The organism is Pectinatus sottacetonis, assembly GCF_015732155.1.
Classification (GTDB): domain Bacteria; phylum Bacillota; class Negativicutes; order Selenomonadales; family Selenomonadaceae; genus Pectinatus; species Pectinatus sottacetonis.
Map to the genome: position 1 here is coordinate 1,798,859 of NZ_WIQK01000001.1, position 18,484 is coordinate 1,817,342.

Sequence of the window (18,484 nt, forward strand, 5' to 3'; positions counted from 1 at the left end):
AAATTCTAGGGAAGGGAACGTGAAAAATGTGATAGGATTATTGTTAGTCAGTCATGGCAGTTTATGTAAATATATATTAAAATCAGCAGCAATGATTACAGGAAATATAGAACAAACATGTACAGTCACACTGGAGTTTGGAGAATCACTGCAAAATTATGAAACACGTATAAGAGAAGCTGTTGATATGATTGATTCTGGTGATGGGATTATTGCCTTAGTGGATGTTTTAGGTGGGACACCTTATAATGTGGTCGGTTCTGTAAGCAGAGATTATAATATACAAATTATTACAGGTATGAATATGCCAATGCTCGTTCATATTGCGTTAGAACGGAGCAATGGATGTAACATAACAAATTTGGTAAATACAGCATATGAGGCAGGACAAAAGGGTATACAAATATTAAGAAAATAATAAATTACTAAAATAGGAGGGGTTTTAAGTGGATAATTTAGTACTGGCTAGAATAGATGATCGCTTGATTCATGGACAGGTTATGACAGCTTGGATGAAAGTTAAACCGGCAAAACAAATTTTAGTTATTGATGATAAAGTCGCAAAAGATACATTTATGATTGATGTTATTGAATTAGCGGCACCTATAGGAGTAAAAGTAAGTGTGTTATCATGTGATGATGCAATTGTAGAATTACAAAAAGGATTATTGATTCCAACTATTTTATTAGCTAAAACACCGGAAACTTATAAAAAAATTATTGATGCTGGTATTGAAATTTCAGCAATAAATGTAGGGGGGATGGGAGTAAATGAAAAAAGAAGGACATTATATAAGAATATAGCTGCTTCTGAAAAAGAACGAAGTGTTTTTAAAGAGTTTATTAATAAAGGGATCAAAGTAAAAATACAGATTATACCAGCAAATACAGCAATAGAAATGGTAGATGTATTAAAAAAATAAATAAATAATATAGTAATTATGGAGGACGAAGTTGTGAAAGCAATGCGATTGCATAAAATAGATAGATTCACATTAGATGAGGTAGAAAAACCTAAACCACAGGGGAATGAGATTTTAATTAGAGTTGAAGCATGTGGAATATGTGGATCTGATATACCACGTGTTTATGAATTGGGAACTAGAGTATATCCCGTGACACTAGGACATGAGTTTTCCGGAGTGGTTTGTGAAGTAGGTAATAATGATGATAAAATGCTTATTGGTAAAAAAGCAGCTGTTTTCCCCATTATTCCCTGTATGAAGTGCAAAAGTTGCCAAACTGGTAATTACGCAGAATGTGAAAATTATCAATATCTTGGTTCCAGAAATGATGGTGGGTTTGCTGAATATTGTTTAATACCAAACAAGTGGCATTTAGTTTTATCAAATGATCCAGAAGTTTCAACTGATGATTTATCACTAGTTGAGCCGGCCACTGTTGCACAACATGCTATACGTAAAGCTGGCCTAACCGCAGGTGAAAAAATTGTTATTATTGGAGCAGGACCTATTGGTATTATGGCGGCAAGATGGGCAAAAATTTTTGGTGCTTCTGAGGTGGCACTATTAGAAATTGATAATGCGAAAATATCTTTTGCTAAAGAATGTGGATTGGCCGTATATAATATAAATGATGTGGATTATATAGAAAAAATAATAAATAAATTAGAGCGTGTTGATGTTGTTATTGAAGGAACTGGCACATCATCTGGAATGAATACTGCTATAGAACTTTGCCGTGTATTTGGAAAAATTGTTTTAATGGGTAATCCACATCGTGATACAGTAATAAATTTAAATAATCATAGTTTGATTTTGCGCAAGGAATTAAATTTAATTGGTATATGGAATTCATATTATGCAGAATTACCATTTAATGAATGGAAATATACTGTTCGGCAAATGGACTTAGGTAAATTAAAAGTGCATGATTTAATTACGCATAGGGTATCTCTTGATAATTTAAAACAGTTGTTTGACAAAATTTATGGCAAGAAAATTATGATTTGTAAGGCAATTTATTCTGCAAGTTTAAATGTATAATAAGGAGGTATAACTATATGAATATTAAATTTGCCCCATCATTGATGTGTATGGATTTAATGAATGTACAGCAGCAAATTATTATTTTAAATAAATATTGTAATTACTATCATATTGATATAATGGATGGACATTTTGTTAAAAATTTATGTTTATCAATTGATTTTATAAAGGGATTAAAAAATATTACAAATTTACCGTTGGATTGTCATTTAATGACTACGAATCCGGAAGAGTATATTAATCAGCTCATAGATATTGGTGTTGATTGTATTTCATTGCATGTAGAAACTCTCAACGGGCAGGCATTTCGACTTATTGAGCATATTAAACAAGCAGGTATAAAATTTGGGATAGTATTAAATCCTGAGACTGATATAAATATAGCTGAATCATATTTACATTTCGTTGATTTACTTACAATTATGAGTGTTGATCCAGGTTTTGCAGGACAAAAATTTATTATTGAGTCTCTAGATAAAGTAAGACGAGTACGTAATTTAAAAAATAGTAAAAAATATAGATATAAAATTGCAGTAGATGGTGGATGTAATGAACATACGTTTAGAGAACTTACCAATGCTGGAACAGAGTGTTTTATTGTTGGTGGATCAGGGTTATTTAATTTGCACTCAAATATAGGTACTGCTTACAATATGATGCTTGAAAATTATAAAAAAAGTTGTCTGGTTATGTAAAATCATTAAATAACTATTGATTTAATGATTCTATAATTTAAAAAATAATACATTAATACTATTAATATCGAATAATAATTGAGATTTTTGTATTTACTTGCTTTTTGAAGGTAAGCAAGGGGAAAAAATACATACAATGATATATGGAGAAAGGCAGGGATACAGAAAAACACATTGGCACAGAAATTTTTAATATGAAGATGTAGTATAAAATGCTGCTAAACCTTGTAATTATAATACGAGATCAGCGGCATTTTGTACTGTAAAATGGTTGTTTTGAACTCTAGGTATTAAAATTTATGTGATGGGGTTTATATTAAAAGGTCGCGGAGATGATTTTTTGGGCATCTTCAGATGACAGATCGTTTTCGGGATACAAATATGCAAAATATATATTTATTTCCTTTGCAGCAGTACTATTTGCGGTGATAAGTATTTTTGGTTTGGAAATAAACGCCTTAATAATTGGGATTTTATCGGAAGACAATATATTTTATATGCAGATTTCTTTTATTAAAGGGGTTATGTCAATTATTATGCTGGTGATCTTACGTTGGAGTGTGCCGAAAAAATTATTAAAAGATGAACAAAAATATATGAATTGAAAAACAGGTCCTTTTTTATAAATTTGTATTTTTTTCTTAAAAAGCCTATAATTTAAATGTGTTAAAAAAGTATTATATAAAATATTGTAGTTGTTTAAGATAGGTGAATAACTGTGTATAGTTTAAAAGATCTTGAAGCAGCAGTAAAAAGCTGTACCAGATGTCCTTTGTCAGAAACACGGCATAATGTTGTATTTGGTGAAGGAAGTGAAGAAAATCATATTATGTTTATTGGCGAAGGGCCTGGCTATAATGAAGATATGAAAGGTCGGCCTTTTGTCGGAAAGTCAGGACAGCTGTTCGACAAGATGCTGCAGTCTGTGGGATTGACAAGAAAAGAAATTTATATTGCCAATATAGTGAAGTGCCGTCCACCGGGGAATCGGAACCCATCGGAAGAAGAATGTGAAAGGTGCATCAATTATCTGCGCTGGCAGGTAAAATTTATCTGTCCAGATATTATTGTCTGCCTGGGAGCTGTTGCGGCCAAACATATATTGGCAAAGGATTTTAAAATAACCCGCAGCCGGGGCATATGGTATCAAAGAGGAAAGTTTAATATAATGGCTACTTACCATCCTTCAGCGTTATTGCGTGATGTCAATAAAAAGAAAGATGCCTGGGAAGATTTTCAGGCGATAAGAAACATGTACGATGAGATATTGCAGCAGAATAAATAATAAGTATAAATGAAATTATTGGCCTCAGGATGCAGTCAGATAGTATTATTAGGTGCTTTTCTGTTATATACCTCTGGATAAAACTAGGAAAATAAATTGTTTTATTCAGAGGTATTTTTTATGCTATTAAACATATTTCCTATTCTATAAAAACTTAATGAAGCATTAAAAGTCGATGATTTCAAAAAAGTACAACGAGAAAATGATATATTTGAGACTACATAATTGTAATGAAAACTGATATAATAATATTTGTGTTATACAGTCTGGATTATTTTTTAGTCAATACAGTGATAATTAGTAAAATGCATGATTTTATAAAGACGATAAATTGACCTGAATATAGGTTTTTAATATGGGGGAATATAGATGGCAAAGATTATTTTAACAGGAGATAGACCAACCGGCAGATTACATATAGGGCATTATGTTGGTTCTTTGCGGGAACGTGTGAGATTACAGAATTCAGGTGAATATGATAAGGTCTTTATTATGATAGCCGATGCGCAGGCACTTACGGATAATGCGGATAATCCAGAAAAAGTGCGGCAAAATATTATTGAAGTAGCCCTTGATTATTTAGCCTGTGGACTTGACCCGGAAAAGTCGGTTATTTTTATACAATCGCAGATACCGCAGTTATATGAATTAACTGCCTATTATATGAATTTGGTTACGGTTTCCCGCCTGCAGAGAAATCCTACAGTTAAAGCGGAAATTCAGGCAAGAGATTTTGAAGCAAGTATTCCTGTGGGATTTTTTACTTATCCGATTAGTCAAGCGGCTGATATTACGGCTTTTCAAGCAAATACAGTGCCGGTTGGTGAAGATCAGATGCCGATGATAGAACAGACGAGGGAAATTGTAAGAAAGTTTAATATGACATATGGAGAGGCTTTAACGGAACCGGATATATTATTGCCGAGTAATGAAGTTTGTCAGCGATTGCCTGGTATTGATGGTAAGGCTAAGATGAGTAAATCACTTGATAATTGTATTTATTTATCGGAAACAGCAGATGAAATCAAAAAAAAGGTAATGAATATGTATACAGACCCTGATCATATTCGTGTTGCAGATCCGGGCAAAATAGAAGGAAATACAGTGTTTACATATTTGGATGCTTTTTGTCGCAAGGAACATTTTGGACGGTATCTTCCAGATTATAGTAGTCTTGATGAATTGAAGGAGCATTATCAGCGGGGCGGTTTGGGAGATGTTAAAGTTAAGAAATTCCTGTATGCGGTTTTGCTGGAATATTTGAAACCGATAAGAGCGCGCCGCACAGAGTTTGAAAAAGATATTCCGGCAGTTTATAAAATGTTGGAAGACGGCAGTCGTAAGGCAGAAGCCGTTGCGGCACAAACTCTGGCAGCTGTAAAAGGGGCAATGCGCATAAATTATTTTTCTGATGTAAATTTAATAAATGAACAGGCAAAGCGTTTTAAAAAATAAATAGCATATACTAATAATTGGAAGGATTTATAATTTATCCTTCCAATTATTAGTATATGAAAAATTAAATGATGTAATAGGAGTAATCATGCAAAAAAATATAATTAAGGTATTATGCTTTGTTTTTTGTGTATGCATTTTTGGTACAGGAGCAGTTATGGCCGCTGGGATCACGCATTATCCACCACTGCGTGATCCGGTTTTTTGGCAGAATAAGATAGTGGATAAAAATAAGCTGGTTTTAACGGATGAGGGTAAAAAATCGTTTAATGCATTAGTGAGGCAAAAGTCATCATGTATGGTTGACTTGCAGACATACCCATTAACAAAATCAAGTGACGATGTAAAAAATACAATTAATGCTTCTGCGGTGTTTCCAGATAATGCTTATGATATGTCAGGGCAGATTCTGACACAGGACGAGAAAGATGCTTTTACGCAGAATATGAATTTAGCAGAGATGCGGGGAATGCAGACTCTTAATATGGGAGTAATAGTGCGGCATAGTAACATAAGGACCATGCCAACAGCAGATCCGGTTTATTCTTCACCCTATCCAAGTATGTTTGATATGTTTCAGGAAACTGCGGTTGATCCAGGAGAGGCTGTAATTATTTTACATACAAGCAGTGATGGAAAATTTTATTATGTACAGATGTATAATTACAGCGGCTGGATTGAGACCAGTAATGTAGCAGTGGTAAAGGACAGGCAAAAGTGGCTTGATTATGTAAAGCCCAAAAGTTTTTTAATGGTAATCGGTAAATCGTATATAGTAAAGAATGGCAGGGAAAATATTTTTTATCAAATGGGAAGCCGTATTCCTATTGTTCAAAAGAAAACAGACGGTTATATCATTATGGTGCCGCAGCGTAATACGGCCGGTAATTTACAGGAAGAAACAATGTTAGTACCGAGGGATAATGCTCTATATGAAGGCTTTCTGCCATATACACGCAGTAATATTATCAGGGAAGCGTTTCAATATTTAGATGAACCATATGGCTGGGGTGGCTTAAGACATAGTGTGGATTGTTCCAGTTTTATTGCTAATGTTTATCGAACTGTTGGTATTTATTTGCCGCGTAATGCTGATCAGCAGGAAAATACATATGGAACGCATTTTTCTTTTACTGGAATGAGCGAAGCTGAGATATATGAGGATATATTAAATAACTGTAAGCCGGGAGATGCTCTTTACATGAATGGACATGTAATGCTGTATTTGGGACAGACAAATGGAATCCCTTATATTATCCAAGCTTTGGGAAGTTATACTAAAACAGAAGATGGCAGCTACAGCAGGCAAAGAATACTGCAGGTAGTAGTGAGTGATCTGTCACTTCATTTATCAAGCGGAGATAGTTTCGCTGCGGCATTGACCTCAGCAGTTTCTTTTAAATAATATGTTCTCAACTGCAGATAATTACTTTATTGCGTCCTTTGGTTTTTGCAAGATATAGTGCAGTGTCTGCCTGCTTTATAAGAATATCAGGATTGATACAGTCAGTATGCGGGATGATAGATGAAACGCCAATACTTACAGTTACCTGTAACTTTTGATTAGATTGGTAACGTATGTAAATAGCTTCAATGGATTTTCTTATGTTTTCAGCGAGTAAACTACCTTGTTTTATGGAGAGGGAAGGCAGCACAATAATAATTTCTTCACCACCGTAACGTGCAACAAAAGCATTGGAAAATGTAATTTTTTCTTTTAAAACATTGGCTATTTTCCGTAATATTTTATCACCACATAAGTGACCGTAAGAGTCATTAAAGTTTTTAAAAAAATCAATGTCAATTAGACATACTGTTAGTGTATTTTTTTGTTTTGCGCAAAAGTGCCAGTTCTTTTTCAGATTGTCATCTAAATAACGGCGATTATATAAGCCGGTAAGGGCATCTATATTTGAATATTTAAACAGGCGGTATTCATTAGAATAATTTTTTTCGGAAAAATAAATTCCTACTACGTTTACAAATATTATACCCATGTATAAACTGCCAAAACCTAGCTCCTGGGGAGGAATTTTATAAGAAAAACATATTAAAATGGAAGAAATACTGAATAATATTGGCGGCATTATCCGATATAGTCGGTTATATTGGGGCATTATTAAATACATTGATAAGATGACTGGCATTTCGGTTATAGGGGAAAGATAATAAGTGTGGGGACGTGTTATATCGGATAAAATACACATACTGATGATACTAAGCTCCCATATAAAGATATAGAAAGCATATTTTGCACTGGCTCTTTTTTTTCGTTGCTTAAAAAACCATAGTAAAAGAAATATGGTTAAAAGTAATCCCAGTCCGCGTAAAATATAAACTAAAAGATTTATAAAGTTTGGGGTAATATTTTTTTGATAGAAAAGCATTATATCATGCACTGCGCCCAGAAGTATTAAAATAAAAACCATTGTTACAAAGATGATACCGTTTCGGATATCATTTTTCCAGTGATAATTATAGTAATCAGAATTATTAAACTGTGCCAAGTGAATGTTCCTCCAGATTGTTTAGGGCTGTCAATAGAATATATTCTTCTTTATCAAATATTCCCTAAGATGGGGGATAAGTCCTGCTGAAAAAAGACAATAAACATTAAACTCGGATAAATAAAATTTATTCATGTTTTAATTAAGTAATAAATATTTAAAGGAGTGAGAATTTTGGTTAAGATTAATTGGTGTGCTGCTATAATAATTGCGGTAGTATTTGTATTAAACGTAAGTGATTGTTTTGCCCAAAAATCAACAGAGGAGAATGTGCAGATTCATTTAGCAAGGGGAAATATATACGGAACTTTAGAAGTCCCTGCATCAGAAAGACCGGTACCTGTAGCTTTAATTATTGTTGGTTCAGGGCCTACTGATAGAAATGGAAATAATAATTATGGGCTAACAAATAACTGTCTTAAGATGCTGGCTGATGGATTAGCACAGGATAAAATAGCCACATTACGCTATGATAAACGGGGAATAGGCGAAAGTAAGTTTAATTTAAATGAGAGTGAACTTACTATTGAGGATTATATCAATGATGCTGCAGCATTGGTTGACGTACTGAAGAAAGATAAACGTTTTTCAAAGGTTTTTGTGATTGGGCATAGTGAAGGAGCCCTTATTGGTTCGATAGTGGCCCGGAAAAAAAATGCTGCTGGATTTATTTCTTTAGAAGGTGCTGGTTATCCTCTGCAGAAAGTGCTTTTGCGGCAAATAAAGCAGAGAGCCCCGCAATACTATGATGAAAGTCGTAATATTTTGGCTGAACTGGCTCAGGGGAAAATTGTCCCTAAAGTTGATCCAGCATTACAGGCTTTATTTCGGCCTAGTGTGCAGCCATATCTAATATCAGAAATGCGTTATGATCCGGCCAGGGAAATAGGAAAACTAAAAATGCCAGTGCTTTTGCTGCAGGGAACAAATGATTTGCAGGTACAAGTTGCTGATGCGCAAGCTTTGTACCATGCTGCACCACAGGCAGAGCTTGTGATAATAAAAGGCATGAATCATATATTAAAAGATGTGCCAGATGATATAAAAAGTAATATTGAGTCATATGGGGATCCGCTTATTACTGTGGATAAAAAACTGCTGGCAGTAATAAAGAAGTTTATAAAATAAAGAGTAGTAAAATAGGACAGGAAAAATAATAATTTTTTATTTTTCCTGTCCTATTTCTTATGATAAAAATATTTAATGGCCGGCGATAAAAACATCTAATACCATTAAACCGGCTTGAAGTAACAATTTTGAAAGGTTTTTACCGCAGCGTAATGGAATATCTTTTATGCAGATTGTTACAGAAATATATTAACAAGGGAGAAACAAAAGGGTGGGATTGGTTGAATGAAAAATTGAACAGGAAATTAATAGCTATTATTCATGTCGTTTGCCGGTCATTTGAGAAATTTTTATTTTTAATACTATCGTCTTAGCATATGCTTTTTCTATATATTCAAGACCTTTATTATAGAAGTCAGGGCTGTATTTTTTTATTAAAAGAGCTAGGGCTTCTTTTTTTTCGGCATCATCAGCCATAATACTTATGGTACCGAATACTACAGCTGATTTAAATCGTGATGTGAACTTTTCCGGAACTATTTCAGCTTCAGATACTGCAGAAAAACACACAGCCTGATTACAGGAAATATTATTCATTTTATGTCCGTTGGCGGCACAATGAAGATATATGGCTGAATTACCATCATAGGAAAAATTCATGGGGATACTGTAAGGAGTGCCTTTATTATCTGCTGTTGCCAGCGTTCCGTAAGTAGCATCTTGCAGGACGATCTTTGTATCCTGTGTGGTGAGCTGGCGGTCCTTGCGGCGCATTTCATTAATCATATAAAATCCCTTCTTAGAAAATAAATTTTATTTCTTTAAGCCGGCGTTCTACTTCATTGACTATTTCTATTTCCTGTTTTTCATTGTCAGCTTCAAAAGTAACAGACATTCTTACATAATGTCCGGCATCATCCCAGGGAACAGTGGAAATGAGTTTTTCTTTTATAAGAAATTCAGAAAAATTTTCGGCTGATGTGAAAGTAATGCCATTTTCAGTGCCGCGGGGAATTTTCAGGTATAAATAAAAAGAAGCGCGGGGTTTTTTTACAGAAAAACCAGCATTTTTCAAAGCTTTTACCAGTAACTCGTGGCGGCGGGAATATTTAGCAGCAGTTTTCAATGTTATTTGAGGATGACTAAAGCAGTATATACCGGCTTTTTGAATAGCAGCAAATTGTCCAGAGTCGTTATTGTCTTTTACTGCGGCAAAGCCTTTCACTACTTTGGAATTACCACAGATAAAGGCCAGGCGCCAGCCTGTCATATTAAAAGCTTTAGACAAAGAGTGAATTTCTACGCCGACTTCTTTTGCTCCATTAACAGAAAGAAAGCTCAATGGTTTTTCACCATCAAAAGTAAGCGCACCATAGGCTGCATCAGAAACGACAATGATATTATTTTTTTTAGCAAAGTTTACAACTTTAGTGAAAAAGTCCTTGCTGGCAACTGCACCAGTGGGATTATTAGGATAGTTGAGATACAAAAGTTTGGCTTTTTGACATTGCTCCGGAGTTAATGAGTCAAGATCAGGCAAAAAATTATTTTCGGTTAGTAATGGCAGTTCTACTACTTCACCACCGAGGGTTTTAGTCATACTTCCCATGACAGGATAGCCGGGGACGGTCATTATTGTAATATCCCCGGGATTAATAAAGGCCTGGGGCAGCAGAGCCAGCACAGATTTTGAACCGATGCCGTGATTAACTTCGTTGGCTGGATCAAGTCCATATACATGATAAACATCTTCCATATATTTTACAGCGGCATCTTTGAATTCCTGGATACCATTATCGGTATAAAAGCGGTTTTCCCTGAGTTTGGCTTGTTCATATAAAACATCAATGACAGCATCTTCTGCTTTCCAGTCTGGTTCACCTACGCCAAGATCTATCAAAGGGATAGAAGGATTTTTTTTACAGGCTTCTCTTTTGGCTCGCTTGATTTTTTCAAATTTATATAATACGGTACTCTTACCAAATTTGTTACCGCCGATGCGATCAGCAAAGGCTTCCTGGATAAAATCTTTTATCATAAGAAACACACTCCGTTTATGTTATTGTTAGATAATGAAAATTTTAGTGCATGGCATCAGCCAGAGCCTCAACTAGTAATTCAAATGAACTCATTACTTCTCTGACATGTCCAGGCGGAAGCTGCTCAATTACCTTACGATAATAATCATCAATATCTTTTTTTAAGATATTTGCAGTGGATAGTCCTTTCGCAGTGAGTGAAGCTTCTATGCTTCGTCGATCATAACTGCTTCTTTTCTTTATTATGAATTTATCACGGACCAGATTATTCATAACCCTGGTTATGGTACTTATGTCCAAATGGAGGTGCTGGCTTAATTCTTTGATAGGCAGTATTTTGAATTTACGCAGTTCAAGTAATATATAGCATTGGGAATTGGTCAGACCATGTTTTTTTATTTGCTCTCGTTCTAAAATTTGAAAGGTACGGACAGTTTTTTGTAAAAGTATGCCTATATCGTCAATACAGCGTTGATACTTTTCTACTTTGCTGATAATATTTCTCACCTCTTTATATAGTTGTATCATACAAATAAATATTTGTCAATTTCTTTATGCTGTTTTAGGCAGCTATATTTTTTTATCTGTTGTACTAATAAAACAAAATCATAAAAATAATAGACGAATTTTATGTTTTTTAGATAAAAAAAATTCTATTGACAATTGCAAAGTGTAATCTTATAATACTTATATTGATAAAAGCAAAGGTGCTTTATTCTTAAAAGGAATAAAGTGCCTTTTTTTATAACATTTTATGAATGATTAATTCATTATATATAATTTATGAATGAGATTATTTAAAAATGTGATTTTTTATTGTTAAGATTATAGCAGTTAAGCAGCCTTAATTTATTAAGCATATATTATAGCAGGAGATGATGGTGTGTTAATAGAAAAATTGCCAAAAACAAAAATATTAATAAATAAAAAGCGTTTAATGAAACATTTTGCAGAACTTTCACAGATCGGGCTGAATCATACTACTGGAGGGATAGATCGTCAGTTAGGTAGTATAGGAGATAAAAATGCCCGTATTTGGTTAAAAAGGATCTGGAAAAATGAAATGCATTTAAATATTTATATTGATCCTATTGCTAATTTATGGGGAAGTTATAGCAGGCATCTTGAAAATAAACCGATAGTTTTTGGGTCACACCATGATAGTGTAGCTGATGGGGGAAAATATGATGGGGCCATGGGAGTGATTATCGCTATGGAAGTTATTCAGACAATAAAAGAAAATCATATCATTATGCGACATCCACTAGAGATAGTTTCTTTTACCGGAGAAGAGCCTAATAGTTATTTGGTCTCAACTTTAGGCAGTAAAGTTCTTTGTGGTCGTTTGAATAAGGATGATATTTTTAAATTGAGTGATAAAAATACCGGACAGTTATTAAGTAAAACTATTGATTTATTAGGTGGTAATAGTCAAAAAATTGATAGTGCCCGTTTAGATAAAAAGCTTATGACGGCATTTTTAGAATTTCATATCGAGCAGGGACGTTGTTTGTTTAATCAGCAGCAGTCTGTGGCAGCTGTTACGTGTATAACAGGTATATATCGTGAAATAATAACAGTAATAGGAGAAGCTAATCATGCAGGTACGACACATCTGGAAAATAGAAAGGATGCACTTTGTGCGGCAGCACAGTTATGTTTGGATATTGAGAATATAATGAATGAATGTTCACATTTAGCTATAACTGTTGGGAAATTAAAAGTGAAGCCTGGAGCTGCTAGTGTTATTCCCGGTAGAGTTATTCTTACGATAGATATGCGTACTGTTTATCCGGCAGAAAAAGAAAAAGCATTAGTTTTGTTACAAAAAATTGTTACTAAAATTAGTCAGGTAAGAGGTGTTAGAATAGAGCGAAAGATAAATCTAGATCAATTAGAAATGCCTATGGATAGTAATGTCATAAATGCTATGGCTGATGCATTTGTAAAAAATGAACAGCCTGTTATAAAAATGGTTAGTATGGCTGGGCATGATGCAGCTAATATGGCTAGGCTCACAAAAGCAGGAATGTTGTTTGCTCAGAGTGTTGATGGTTACAGCCACTGCCCGCGTGAATATACAGCACCTAAAGATATAGTGATCGCGGCTCAGGTTTATCTTGATACTTTATTGATTTTAGACAAGGAGTTGGAATAAATGTCAATGAAAATCATAAATGCTGCAGCTGTTTTTATTGATAACGAATTAACAAAGAGTTTTTCAATTGCCTTGGATGAGCATAGTGGGAATATTCAGGGAATAGGGTTTTGTAAGAATTTGTTAAAAAAATATCCAGATGCTGTGCAAGAAGATTGGGGGAATTTAGTAATTGTTCCCGGTAGTGTTAACGCTCATAATCATAGTTTTCAGAGTCTTTTGCGTGGTATTGCAGCTGATAGGCCTTTTTTGGAATGGCGCGATAATTCATTATATAAATATTCATCCCGTATGCGGTTACAAGATATTTATACAGGAGCGTTGTTTGCTTTTACTGAAATGATGAAATGTGGAGTAACAACTGTAGCAGATTTTTTTTATCTGCATCAATTCGGAATAGAGAGCGATGAAGCTATTGTTCAGGCGGCAAGGGACTGCGGCATACGCCTTGTTATCGCTAGTACAATGTATGACTGGGATGGTGCTCCTTCTGGTTATGTAGAAAATGTTGCTACCGCAGTAGAGCGCACCGAAAAGCTTATGAAAAAATATTCTGGCGGCATGGTTAAAGTCATTCCTGCCCCGCACAGTCTGCATGCGGCCTCACCTGATATGATAAAAGCCGGCCATAAACTAGCCCAAAAATATAATACGCCTTATCATATTCATGTTGCAGAAGAATTGTTTGAGGTTGAACAAGTGAAAGTTGAGCATAATACTACACCACTCGCATATCTTGATACTATGGGGGTAGTGGATAAACATATGTCAATAATCCACGGGGTATGGCTTGATGATTCAGAAATAAAAACAATAGGAAATAAGAGCGCCCATTTGATATATTGTCCATCGAGCAATATGTTTTTGGCTGATGGCATAACGGACATTCCTTGTTATTTGAATAATGATGTACTTATTGCTCTTGGTAGTGATGGGGCCTGTGGTAATAATCGTATAAGTGTATTTGAAGAAATGCGTATGGTATCAATACTGCAAAAAGCAAAAACATGCGATGCTTTGTGCGTCAATTATAATGATTCGTTTAACATGGGAACAACTAATGGAGCTACTGTCTTAGATCTGCCTATTGGTAAAATAGCCACCGGCTGTAAAGCCGATTTTGTCGGTATTTCCACCGCTGACTTTTCCATGCAGCCTTTAACTGAAAAAGGTCAGCAATTTTTGCCCAACCTTATTTATTCCATGCAGCCAACCGCCATTAAACGAGTGGCTGTAAATGGTCAGACTACTGTTATTAATAATACTCTTACTAACATTGCTGACAAACGTGTACTTGATTTAGTACATTCCACCATGCAGCATTTGGAAAAAGATTAATTTATACAAAACTTTCGGGGAGGTTTATCATGTATTTAACAGATGAAGAACAAAAAATGCTCAATGGTGATTATGGTGAAGGAACCCAGCTGGCTATGAAGGTCTTAGCCGCAATTGGTGAAGCCTATGATGCACCTAAAATGGTACCAGTCAGCCGTACCCATGTTGCCCTGAGTAATCAGGAAGCCGATTTATGGTTTGCCGAAAAACTTGTTAATGGCAATGCCACCTGTCGCGTACGACCTACTGTAAATCCAAGTTTCAATTTAAAACAATTTCAGCAGATAACTACTATAGATAAAAAAGACGAAGAAATCGTTAATCGCACCCATGCTGCTTACAATAAATTAGGTGCTATTATGACTTATAGCTGCACACCTTATTTGGAAAAAAATGTACCACGCTTTGGTGAAATTATTTCTTTTTCTGAATCAAGCGCCACCCCATTTGTTAATTCCGTATATGGAGCACGTTCCAACCGCGAATCCGCTCAAAGTGCTCTATGCAGTGCTGTTACGGGAGTAACTCCCTATTATGGTTTTTTGTTAAAAGAAAACCGAACCGGTCAGGTTTTAGTCCATGTTGAAGCAGATATGAATGATGATTTTGCTTATCAGATGCTCGGTTACTTTGCCCCCAAAAAAATTGGCTTTGATATTCCCGTGTTTGAAGGAATCACTAATCCCAGCAAGGAAGCTTTAATGAATCTTGGTGCACAGCTTAATACCGGCGGCAATGTTGCTTTATACCATATTCTTGGTTTTACTCCAGAAGCTCTTACCATAGAAGATGCTTTTCAAGGTAAAAAGCCCGCTAAAGAAGTTGTTATTACCAATGCCGATTTAAAAGCCATGCGCGAAGAAATTTCCGATACAAGCGGCAAAATTGATTTTGCCCTTTATGGCTGCCCACATTTAACTATTGATCAGATAAGCACAATTGCTGATCTTGTAAATGGCAAAAAACTTGCTGTGCCGCTTTTCATAATGACCTCCTCACTTACACGCCGCCTAACCCAAAAAATGGGCTATATGGATATAATTAACGCTGCCGGCGGAGAAATAGTCGAAGATACATGTATGGATCAGCCTTGTTGGAAATTTCTTTATGGCAAAAAAGGCATCACTGATTCACCTAAATGTGCTTATTATACCAAAAGACGTGATATGCAATTTGTTATTGCCCCATTAAAAGACAGTGTAATGGCCGCATTGAAAGGAGAATACTGATATGTCAAAACAATATAAATGTCATAAAATATCCGGCGGTAAAGTAAAAGGTGAATTGTTATTTTCCCAAGATGGTCTGTGCTTTTATTTAATCAATCCTAAAACCGGTGAGGTAATCGAAAAGGAACACTGCCTGTATAAACAGTCCATTGCCAATAAAATATTAGTTTTTCCTTACGGTAAAGGCAGTTCTGTTGTCCAAGCTGATGGTATGTATCAATTAAAAATGACCGGCATGAATCCTGCTGGCATGATCGTTGTTAATGCCGATACCACCTTAGCCGCCAGTGCCATAATTTTAGATGCACCCATGGTCAATAAAATGGATAGCAATTTTTATGATGAACTTCACAATGGGACTATGGTTGAACTTGATGCTGACAACGGTACACTAACCGTTCTATAATTGAGGCAATAATAATGAAACCTGTTAAAATTTGGATTATTGATGAAGAATGGCCCGATTATGAACATGAAACAGCTCTATTAAAACAAGAACTACCTGGCTGTGAAATTCGTTATTCAGACTATGATTATGAGCATGACCTAGAAGAATTCGGCAAATATGCTGATATCATTTTAGCCCAGATTTATGTTAAGCTTAATGCTGCTGTAATAGACAAACTTGAATGCTGTAAGGGCATCGCAGTCTATGGCGGTGGCTACGATCGCGTCGATATCAAAGCTGCCCGGGCTAAGGGTATTTCTGTTACTAATGTGCATGGTTACTGTACTGAAGATATTGCCGACTATGTTGCCGCTGCCATATACAGCGTCTGCAAACCACTTAGTAATTATAATGATTCTATTACCCAGGGTTTATGGGGAGCACAGGCTGTTAAAAATAACATTGCCCAGCGCGTATCAGCTAAAACCTTATTTATAGCTGGTTTTGGCACCATTGGCCGCGAAGTTGCTAAAAAAGCGCAGCAATTAGGTCTGAATGTATTGGTCTATGACCCATTTGTCAGCCAAGATACTATGCTGGCCGCTGATGTTACACCTGTTACTTTATGCAACGGCTTTAAACAAGCTGATTTTATCAGTATCCATATAATATGTACCGATGCTACTACCAATCTGATTACCAGTAAATATTTCTCACTTATGAAAAAAACTGCCTACATAATTAATACCGCCCGCGGTAAAATATTAAATGAACAGGATTTAATCACTGCTGTAGAAAACGGGGAAATCGCGGGTGCTTTTCTTGATGTAGTAACAATTGAACCGCCTACCGGTCAGGAAAAAATCTTTCATACCAAAAATATTACTGTAACACCACATATTTGCTATATTTCACAAGAATCCTATAAAGAGCTCAAAGAACGTACCGCCCGTAATGCTGTAAAAATGCTGCATGGTGAAATACCTGCTGATTTAGTAAATTAATTATTTATATTAAGTTTTGTCCAAAGGCTAGGTGAACTTATGAATCGTCTTCTTATTAAAAATATCAGCCAAATAGCTACCCCGCTTGGCAATAAGGCTTTGCATGGAAGTGCTATGGATAATATTAAAATCTATAAGGATGCTGCTATTTATTGTGAAAATGATATTATCCGCAAAGTAGGGCTTACCCATGAGGTATTAGCCAGTGTTGGCAGCTGTTCGGATATAAATATTATCGATGCTGCCGGCAAATGTGCAATTCCCGGCTTTACCGACCCGCATACTCATTTTCTTTTTGGCGGTACACGTGCCGATGAATTTATATCGCGACTCGAAGGTGTTCCTTATATGGAACTTTTAAAACGCGGCGGTGGTATTGTAAATACCATGCAGAAAACGCGTAATATGAGTTGTACCGAACTTTATGAAGCCGGCAAAAACACGTTGCATAACATGATAAAACAAGGATTCACGACAATTGAAGGTAAAAGCGGCTATGGTCTTGATCTTACTACTGAGATCAACATGCTAAAAGCCATGAAAAAATTGCAGGCTGATTTACCCATATCATTAAAATCAACATTTCTTGGTGCCCATGCGGTACCACCAGAATATAAAAATAATAGCGATGGTTTTATTGATTTTACGATAGAAAAAGTCCTGCCTATAGTCGCTAAAGAAAAATTAGCTGATTTTTGCGATATATTCTGTGAAAAAAATGTTTTTACTATTGAACAATCAGAAAAACTTTTATTAGCGGCGCAAAAGCTGGGTCTTAAAAGTAAAATACATGCTGATGAAATTGTATCAACCGGTGGCGGTGGTTTGGCGGCTAAAATTAATGCTACAAGCGCTGACCATTTGCTGGCCGTATCCAGTTCTGATATAAATAAGCTGGCTGCCAGCACGACTATTGCTGTTCTTTTACCGCTCACAGCTTTTTGCATGCGTAAGGATTTTGCTCCCGCACGTAAAATGATTGATAAAGGCTGTTCAATAGCCTTAGCCAGTGATTTTAATCCCGGCAGTTGTTATTCCTATTCATCTTCCCTTATTTTAGCTTTAGCCGTCATTAATATGCATATGACTATAAATGAAGCACTTACGGCCATTACTTTAAATGCCGCTGCTGCTGTCGATGAAGCTGCTGTAAGCGGCAGTATCGAAGCTGGTAAAAAGGCCGACATTTTAATTATGGACAAATCTGATTACAGATTTTTAGTCTATCACACCGGTATTAACATAATCAAACATGTTATAAAAGCTGGACAGTTACTGTTTTAAATAATGTTAATTTATCACAAAGGAG

General features: G+C 35.4%; 19 protein-coding genes. 15 read left to right on the forward strand and 4 right to left on the reverse strand.

What is annotated here, in order from left to right; all coding sequences use genetic code 11:
* The first annotated feature begins 19 nt into the window (after window positions 1-19).
* The 8 genes from I6760_RS08385 to I6760_RS08420 all read left to right on the forward strand — a co-directional run bounded on the left by I6760_RS08385 (window position 20) and on the right by I6760_RS08420 (window position 6,849).
* The gene (locus I6760_RS08385) at window positions 20-418 is read left to right on the forward strand and encodes a PTS sugar transporter subunit IIA (protein WP_196594014.1); all 399 of its coding nucleotides are present in this window, start codon (window positions 20-22) and stop codon (window positions 416-418) included.
* A gap of 28 nt (window positions 419-446) precedes the next feature.
* Window positions 447-923 (forward strand): PTS system mannose/fructose/N-acetylgalactosamine-transporter subunit IIB, encoded by a 477-nt coding sequence (locus I6760_RS08390; protein ID WP_196594015.1) that lies wholly within the window; start codon window positions 447-449, stop codon window positions 921-923.
* A gap of 42 nt (window positions 924-965) precedes the next feature.
* Window positions 966-2,006, forward strand: coding sequence for a galactitol-1-phosphate 5-dehydrogenase (locus I6760_RS08395; RefSeq protein WP_231036461.1), 1,041 nt, complete (start codon window positions 966-968; stop codon window positions 2,004-2,006).
* 17 nt (window positions 2,007-2,023) lie between these two features.
* Window positions 2,024-2,704 carry a D-allulose 6-phosphate 3-epimerase gene (gene alsE, locus I6760_RS08400; RefSeq protein WP_231036169.1) on the forward strand — a complete coding sequence of 227 codons (681 nt, stop codon included), beginning with the start codon at window positions 2,024-2,026 and terminating at the stop codon, window positions 2,702-2,704.
* 332 nt (window positions 2,705-3,036) lie between these two features.
* Window positions 3,037-3,309, forward strand: coding sequence for a hypothetical protein (locus I6760_RS08405; protein WP_196594017.1), 273 nt, complete (start codon window positions 3,037-3,039; stop codon window positions 3,307-3,309).
* A 113-nt stretch (window positions 3,310-3,422) separates the two neighbouring features.
* Window positions 3,423-3,989, forward strand: a complete 567-nt coding sequence (locus I6760_RS08410; protein WP_196594018.1) for a uracil-DNA glycosylase — start codon at window positions 3,423-3,425, stop codon at window positions 3,987-3,989.
* 369 nt (window positions 3,990-4,358) lie between these two features.
* Entirely contained in the window at window positions 4,359-5,444 is a 1,086-nt protein-coding gene (gene trpS, locus I6760_RS08415; RefSeq protein WP_196594019.1) for a tryptophan--tRNA ligase, read from the forward strand.
* Window positions 5,445-5,532: 88 nt separating this feature from the next.
* Window positions 5,533-6,849 (forward strand): C40 family peptidase, encoded by a 1,317-nt coding sequence (locus I6760_RS08420; protein WP_196594020.1) that lies wholly within the window; start codon window positions 5,533-5,535, stop codon window positions 6,847-6,849.
* A gap of 7 nt (window positions 6,850-6,856) precedes the next feature.
* Here I6760_RS08420 and I6760_RS08425 read toward each other — a convergent pair whose 3' ends face one another.
* Window positions 6,857-7,951, reverse strand: coding sequence for a GGDEF domain-containing protein (locus I6760_RS08425; protein ID WP_196594021.1), 1,095 nt, complete (start codon window positions 7,949-7,951; stop codon window positions 6,857-6,859).
* 174 nt (window positions 7,952-8,125) lie between these two features.
* Between I6760_RS08425 and I6760_RS08430 the strand changes: the two genes are divergently transcribed.
* A complete protein-coding gene (locus tag I6760_RS08430) occupies window positions 8,126-9,079 on the forward strand; it encodes an alpha/beta hydrolase (protein WP_196594022.1) in 954 nt (317 codons plus the stop codon).
* 255 nt (window positions 9,080-9,334) lie between these two features.
* On the opposite strand, the gene I6760_RS08435 is transcribed toward I6760_RS08430, so the two are convergent.
* Genes I6760_RS08435 through I6760_RS08445 form a run of 3 tightly spaced genes read right to left on the reverse strand, consistent with a single transcriptional unit; the run spans window position 9,335 to window position 11,586 of the window.
* Window positions 9,335-9,805, reverse strand: a complete 471-nt coding sequence (locus I6760_RS08435; RefSeq protein ID WP_196594023.1) for a pyridoxamine 5'-phosphate oxidase family protein — start codon at window positions 9,803-9,805, stop codon at window positions 9,335-9,337.
* Between the two features lie 13 nt (window positions 9,806-9,818).
* Window positions 9,819-11,057 (reverse strand): LL-diaminopimelate aminotransferase, encoded by a 1,239-nt coding sequence (locus I6760_RS08440; protein ID WP_196594024.1) that lies wholly within the window; start codon window positions 11,055-11,057, stop codon window positions 9,819-9,821.
* Window positions 11,058-11,100: 43 nt separating this feature from the next.
* Window positions 11,101-11,586 carry a MarR family winged helix-turn-helix transcriptional regulator gene (locus I6760_RS08445; RefSeq protein WP_196594025.1) on the reverse strand — a complete coding sequence of 162 codons (486 nt, stop codon included), beginning with the start codon at window positions 11,584-11,586 and terminating at the stop codon, window positions 11,101-11,103.
* Between the two features lie 355 nt (window positions 11,587-11,941).
* On the opposite strand from I6760_RS08445, the gene I6760_RS08450 reads away from it, so the two are divergent.
* The 6 genes from I6760_RS08450 to hutI are packed head-to-tail and all read left to right on the forward strand — an operon-like array spanning window position 11,942 to window position 18,459.
* On the forward strand, window positions 11,942-13,216 hold the full coding sequence (locus I6760_RS08450; RefSeq protein ID WP_196594026.1) for a Zn-dependent hydrolase: 1,275 nt from the start codon (window positions 11,942-11,944) through the stop codon (window positions 13,214-13,216).
* The gene (locus tag I6760_RS08455; RefSeq protein WP_196594027.1) at window positions 13,217-14,554 is read left to right on the forward strand and encodes an amidohydrolase family protein; all 1,338 of its coding nucleotides are present in this window, start codon (window positions 13,217-13,219) and stop codon (window positions 14,552-14,554) included.
* Window positions 14,555-14,583: 29 nt separating this feature from the next.
* Window positions 14,584-15,783: an aconitase X catalytic domain-containing protein gene (locus I6760_RS08460; RefSeq protein WP_196594028.1), complete on the forward strand. Its 1,200-nt coding sequence runs from the start codon at window positions 14,584-14,586 to the stop codon at window positions 15,781-15,783.
* A gap of 1 nt (window position 15,784) precedes the next feature.
* The gene (locus tag I6760_RS08465; RefSeq protein WP_196594029.1) at window positions 15,785-16,189 is read left to right on the forward strand and encodes an aconitase X swivel domain-containing protein; all 405 of its coding nucleotides are present in this window, start codon (window positions 15,785-15,787) and stop codon (window positions 16,187-16,189) included.
* A 14-nt stretch (window positions 16,190-16,203) separates the two neighbouring features.
* Window positions 16,204-17,175 (forward strand): C-terminal binding protein, encoded by a 972-nt coding sequence (locus I6760_RS08470; protein ID WP_196594030.1) that lies wholly within the window; start codon window positions 16,204-16,206, stop codon window positions 17,173-17,175.
* 39 nt (window positions 17,176-17,214) lie between these two features.
* Window positions 17,215-18,459 carry an imidazolonepropionase gene (gene hutI, locus I6760_RS08475; protein ID WP_196594031.1) on the forward strand — a complete coding sequence of 415 codons (1,245 nt, stop codon included), beginning with the start codon at window positions 17,215-17,217 and terminating at the stop codon, window positions 18,457-18,459.
* The last annotated feature ends 25 nt before the right edge of the window (window positions 18,460-18,484 follow it).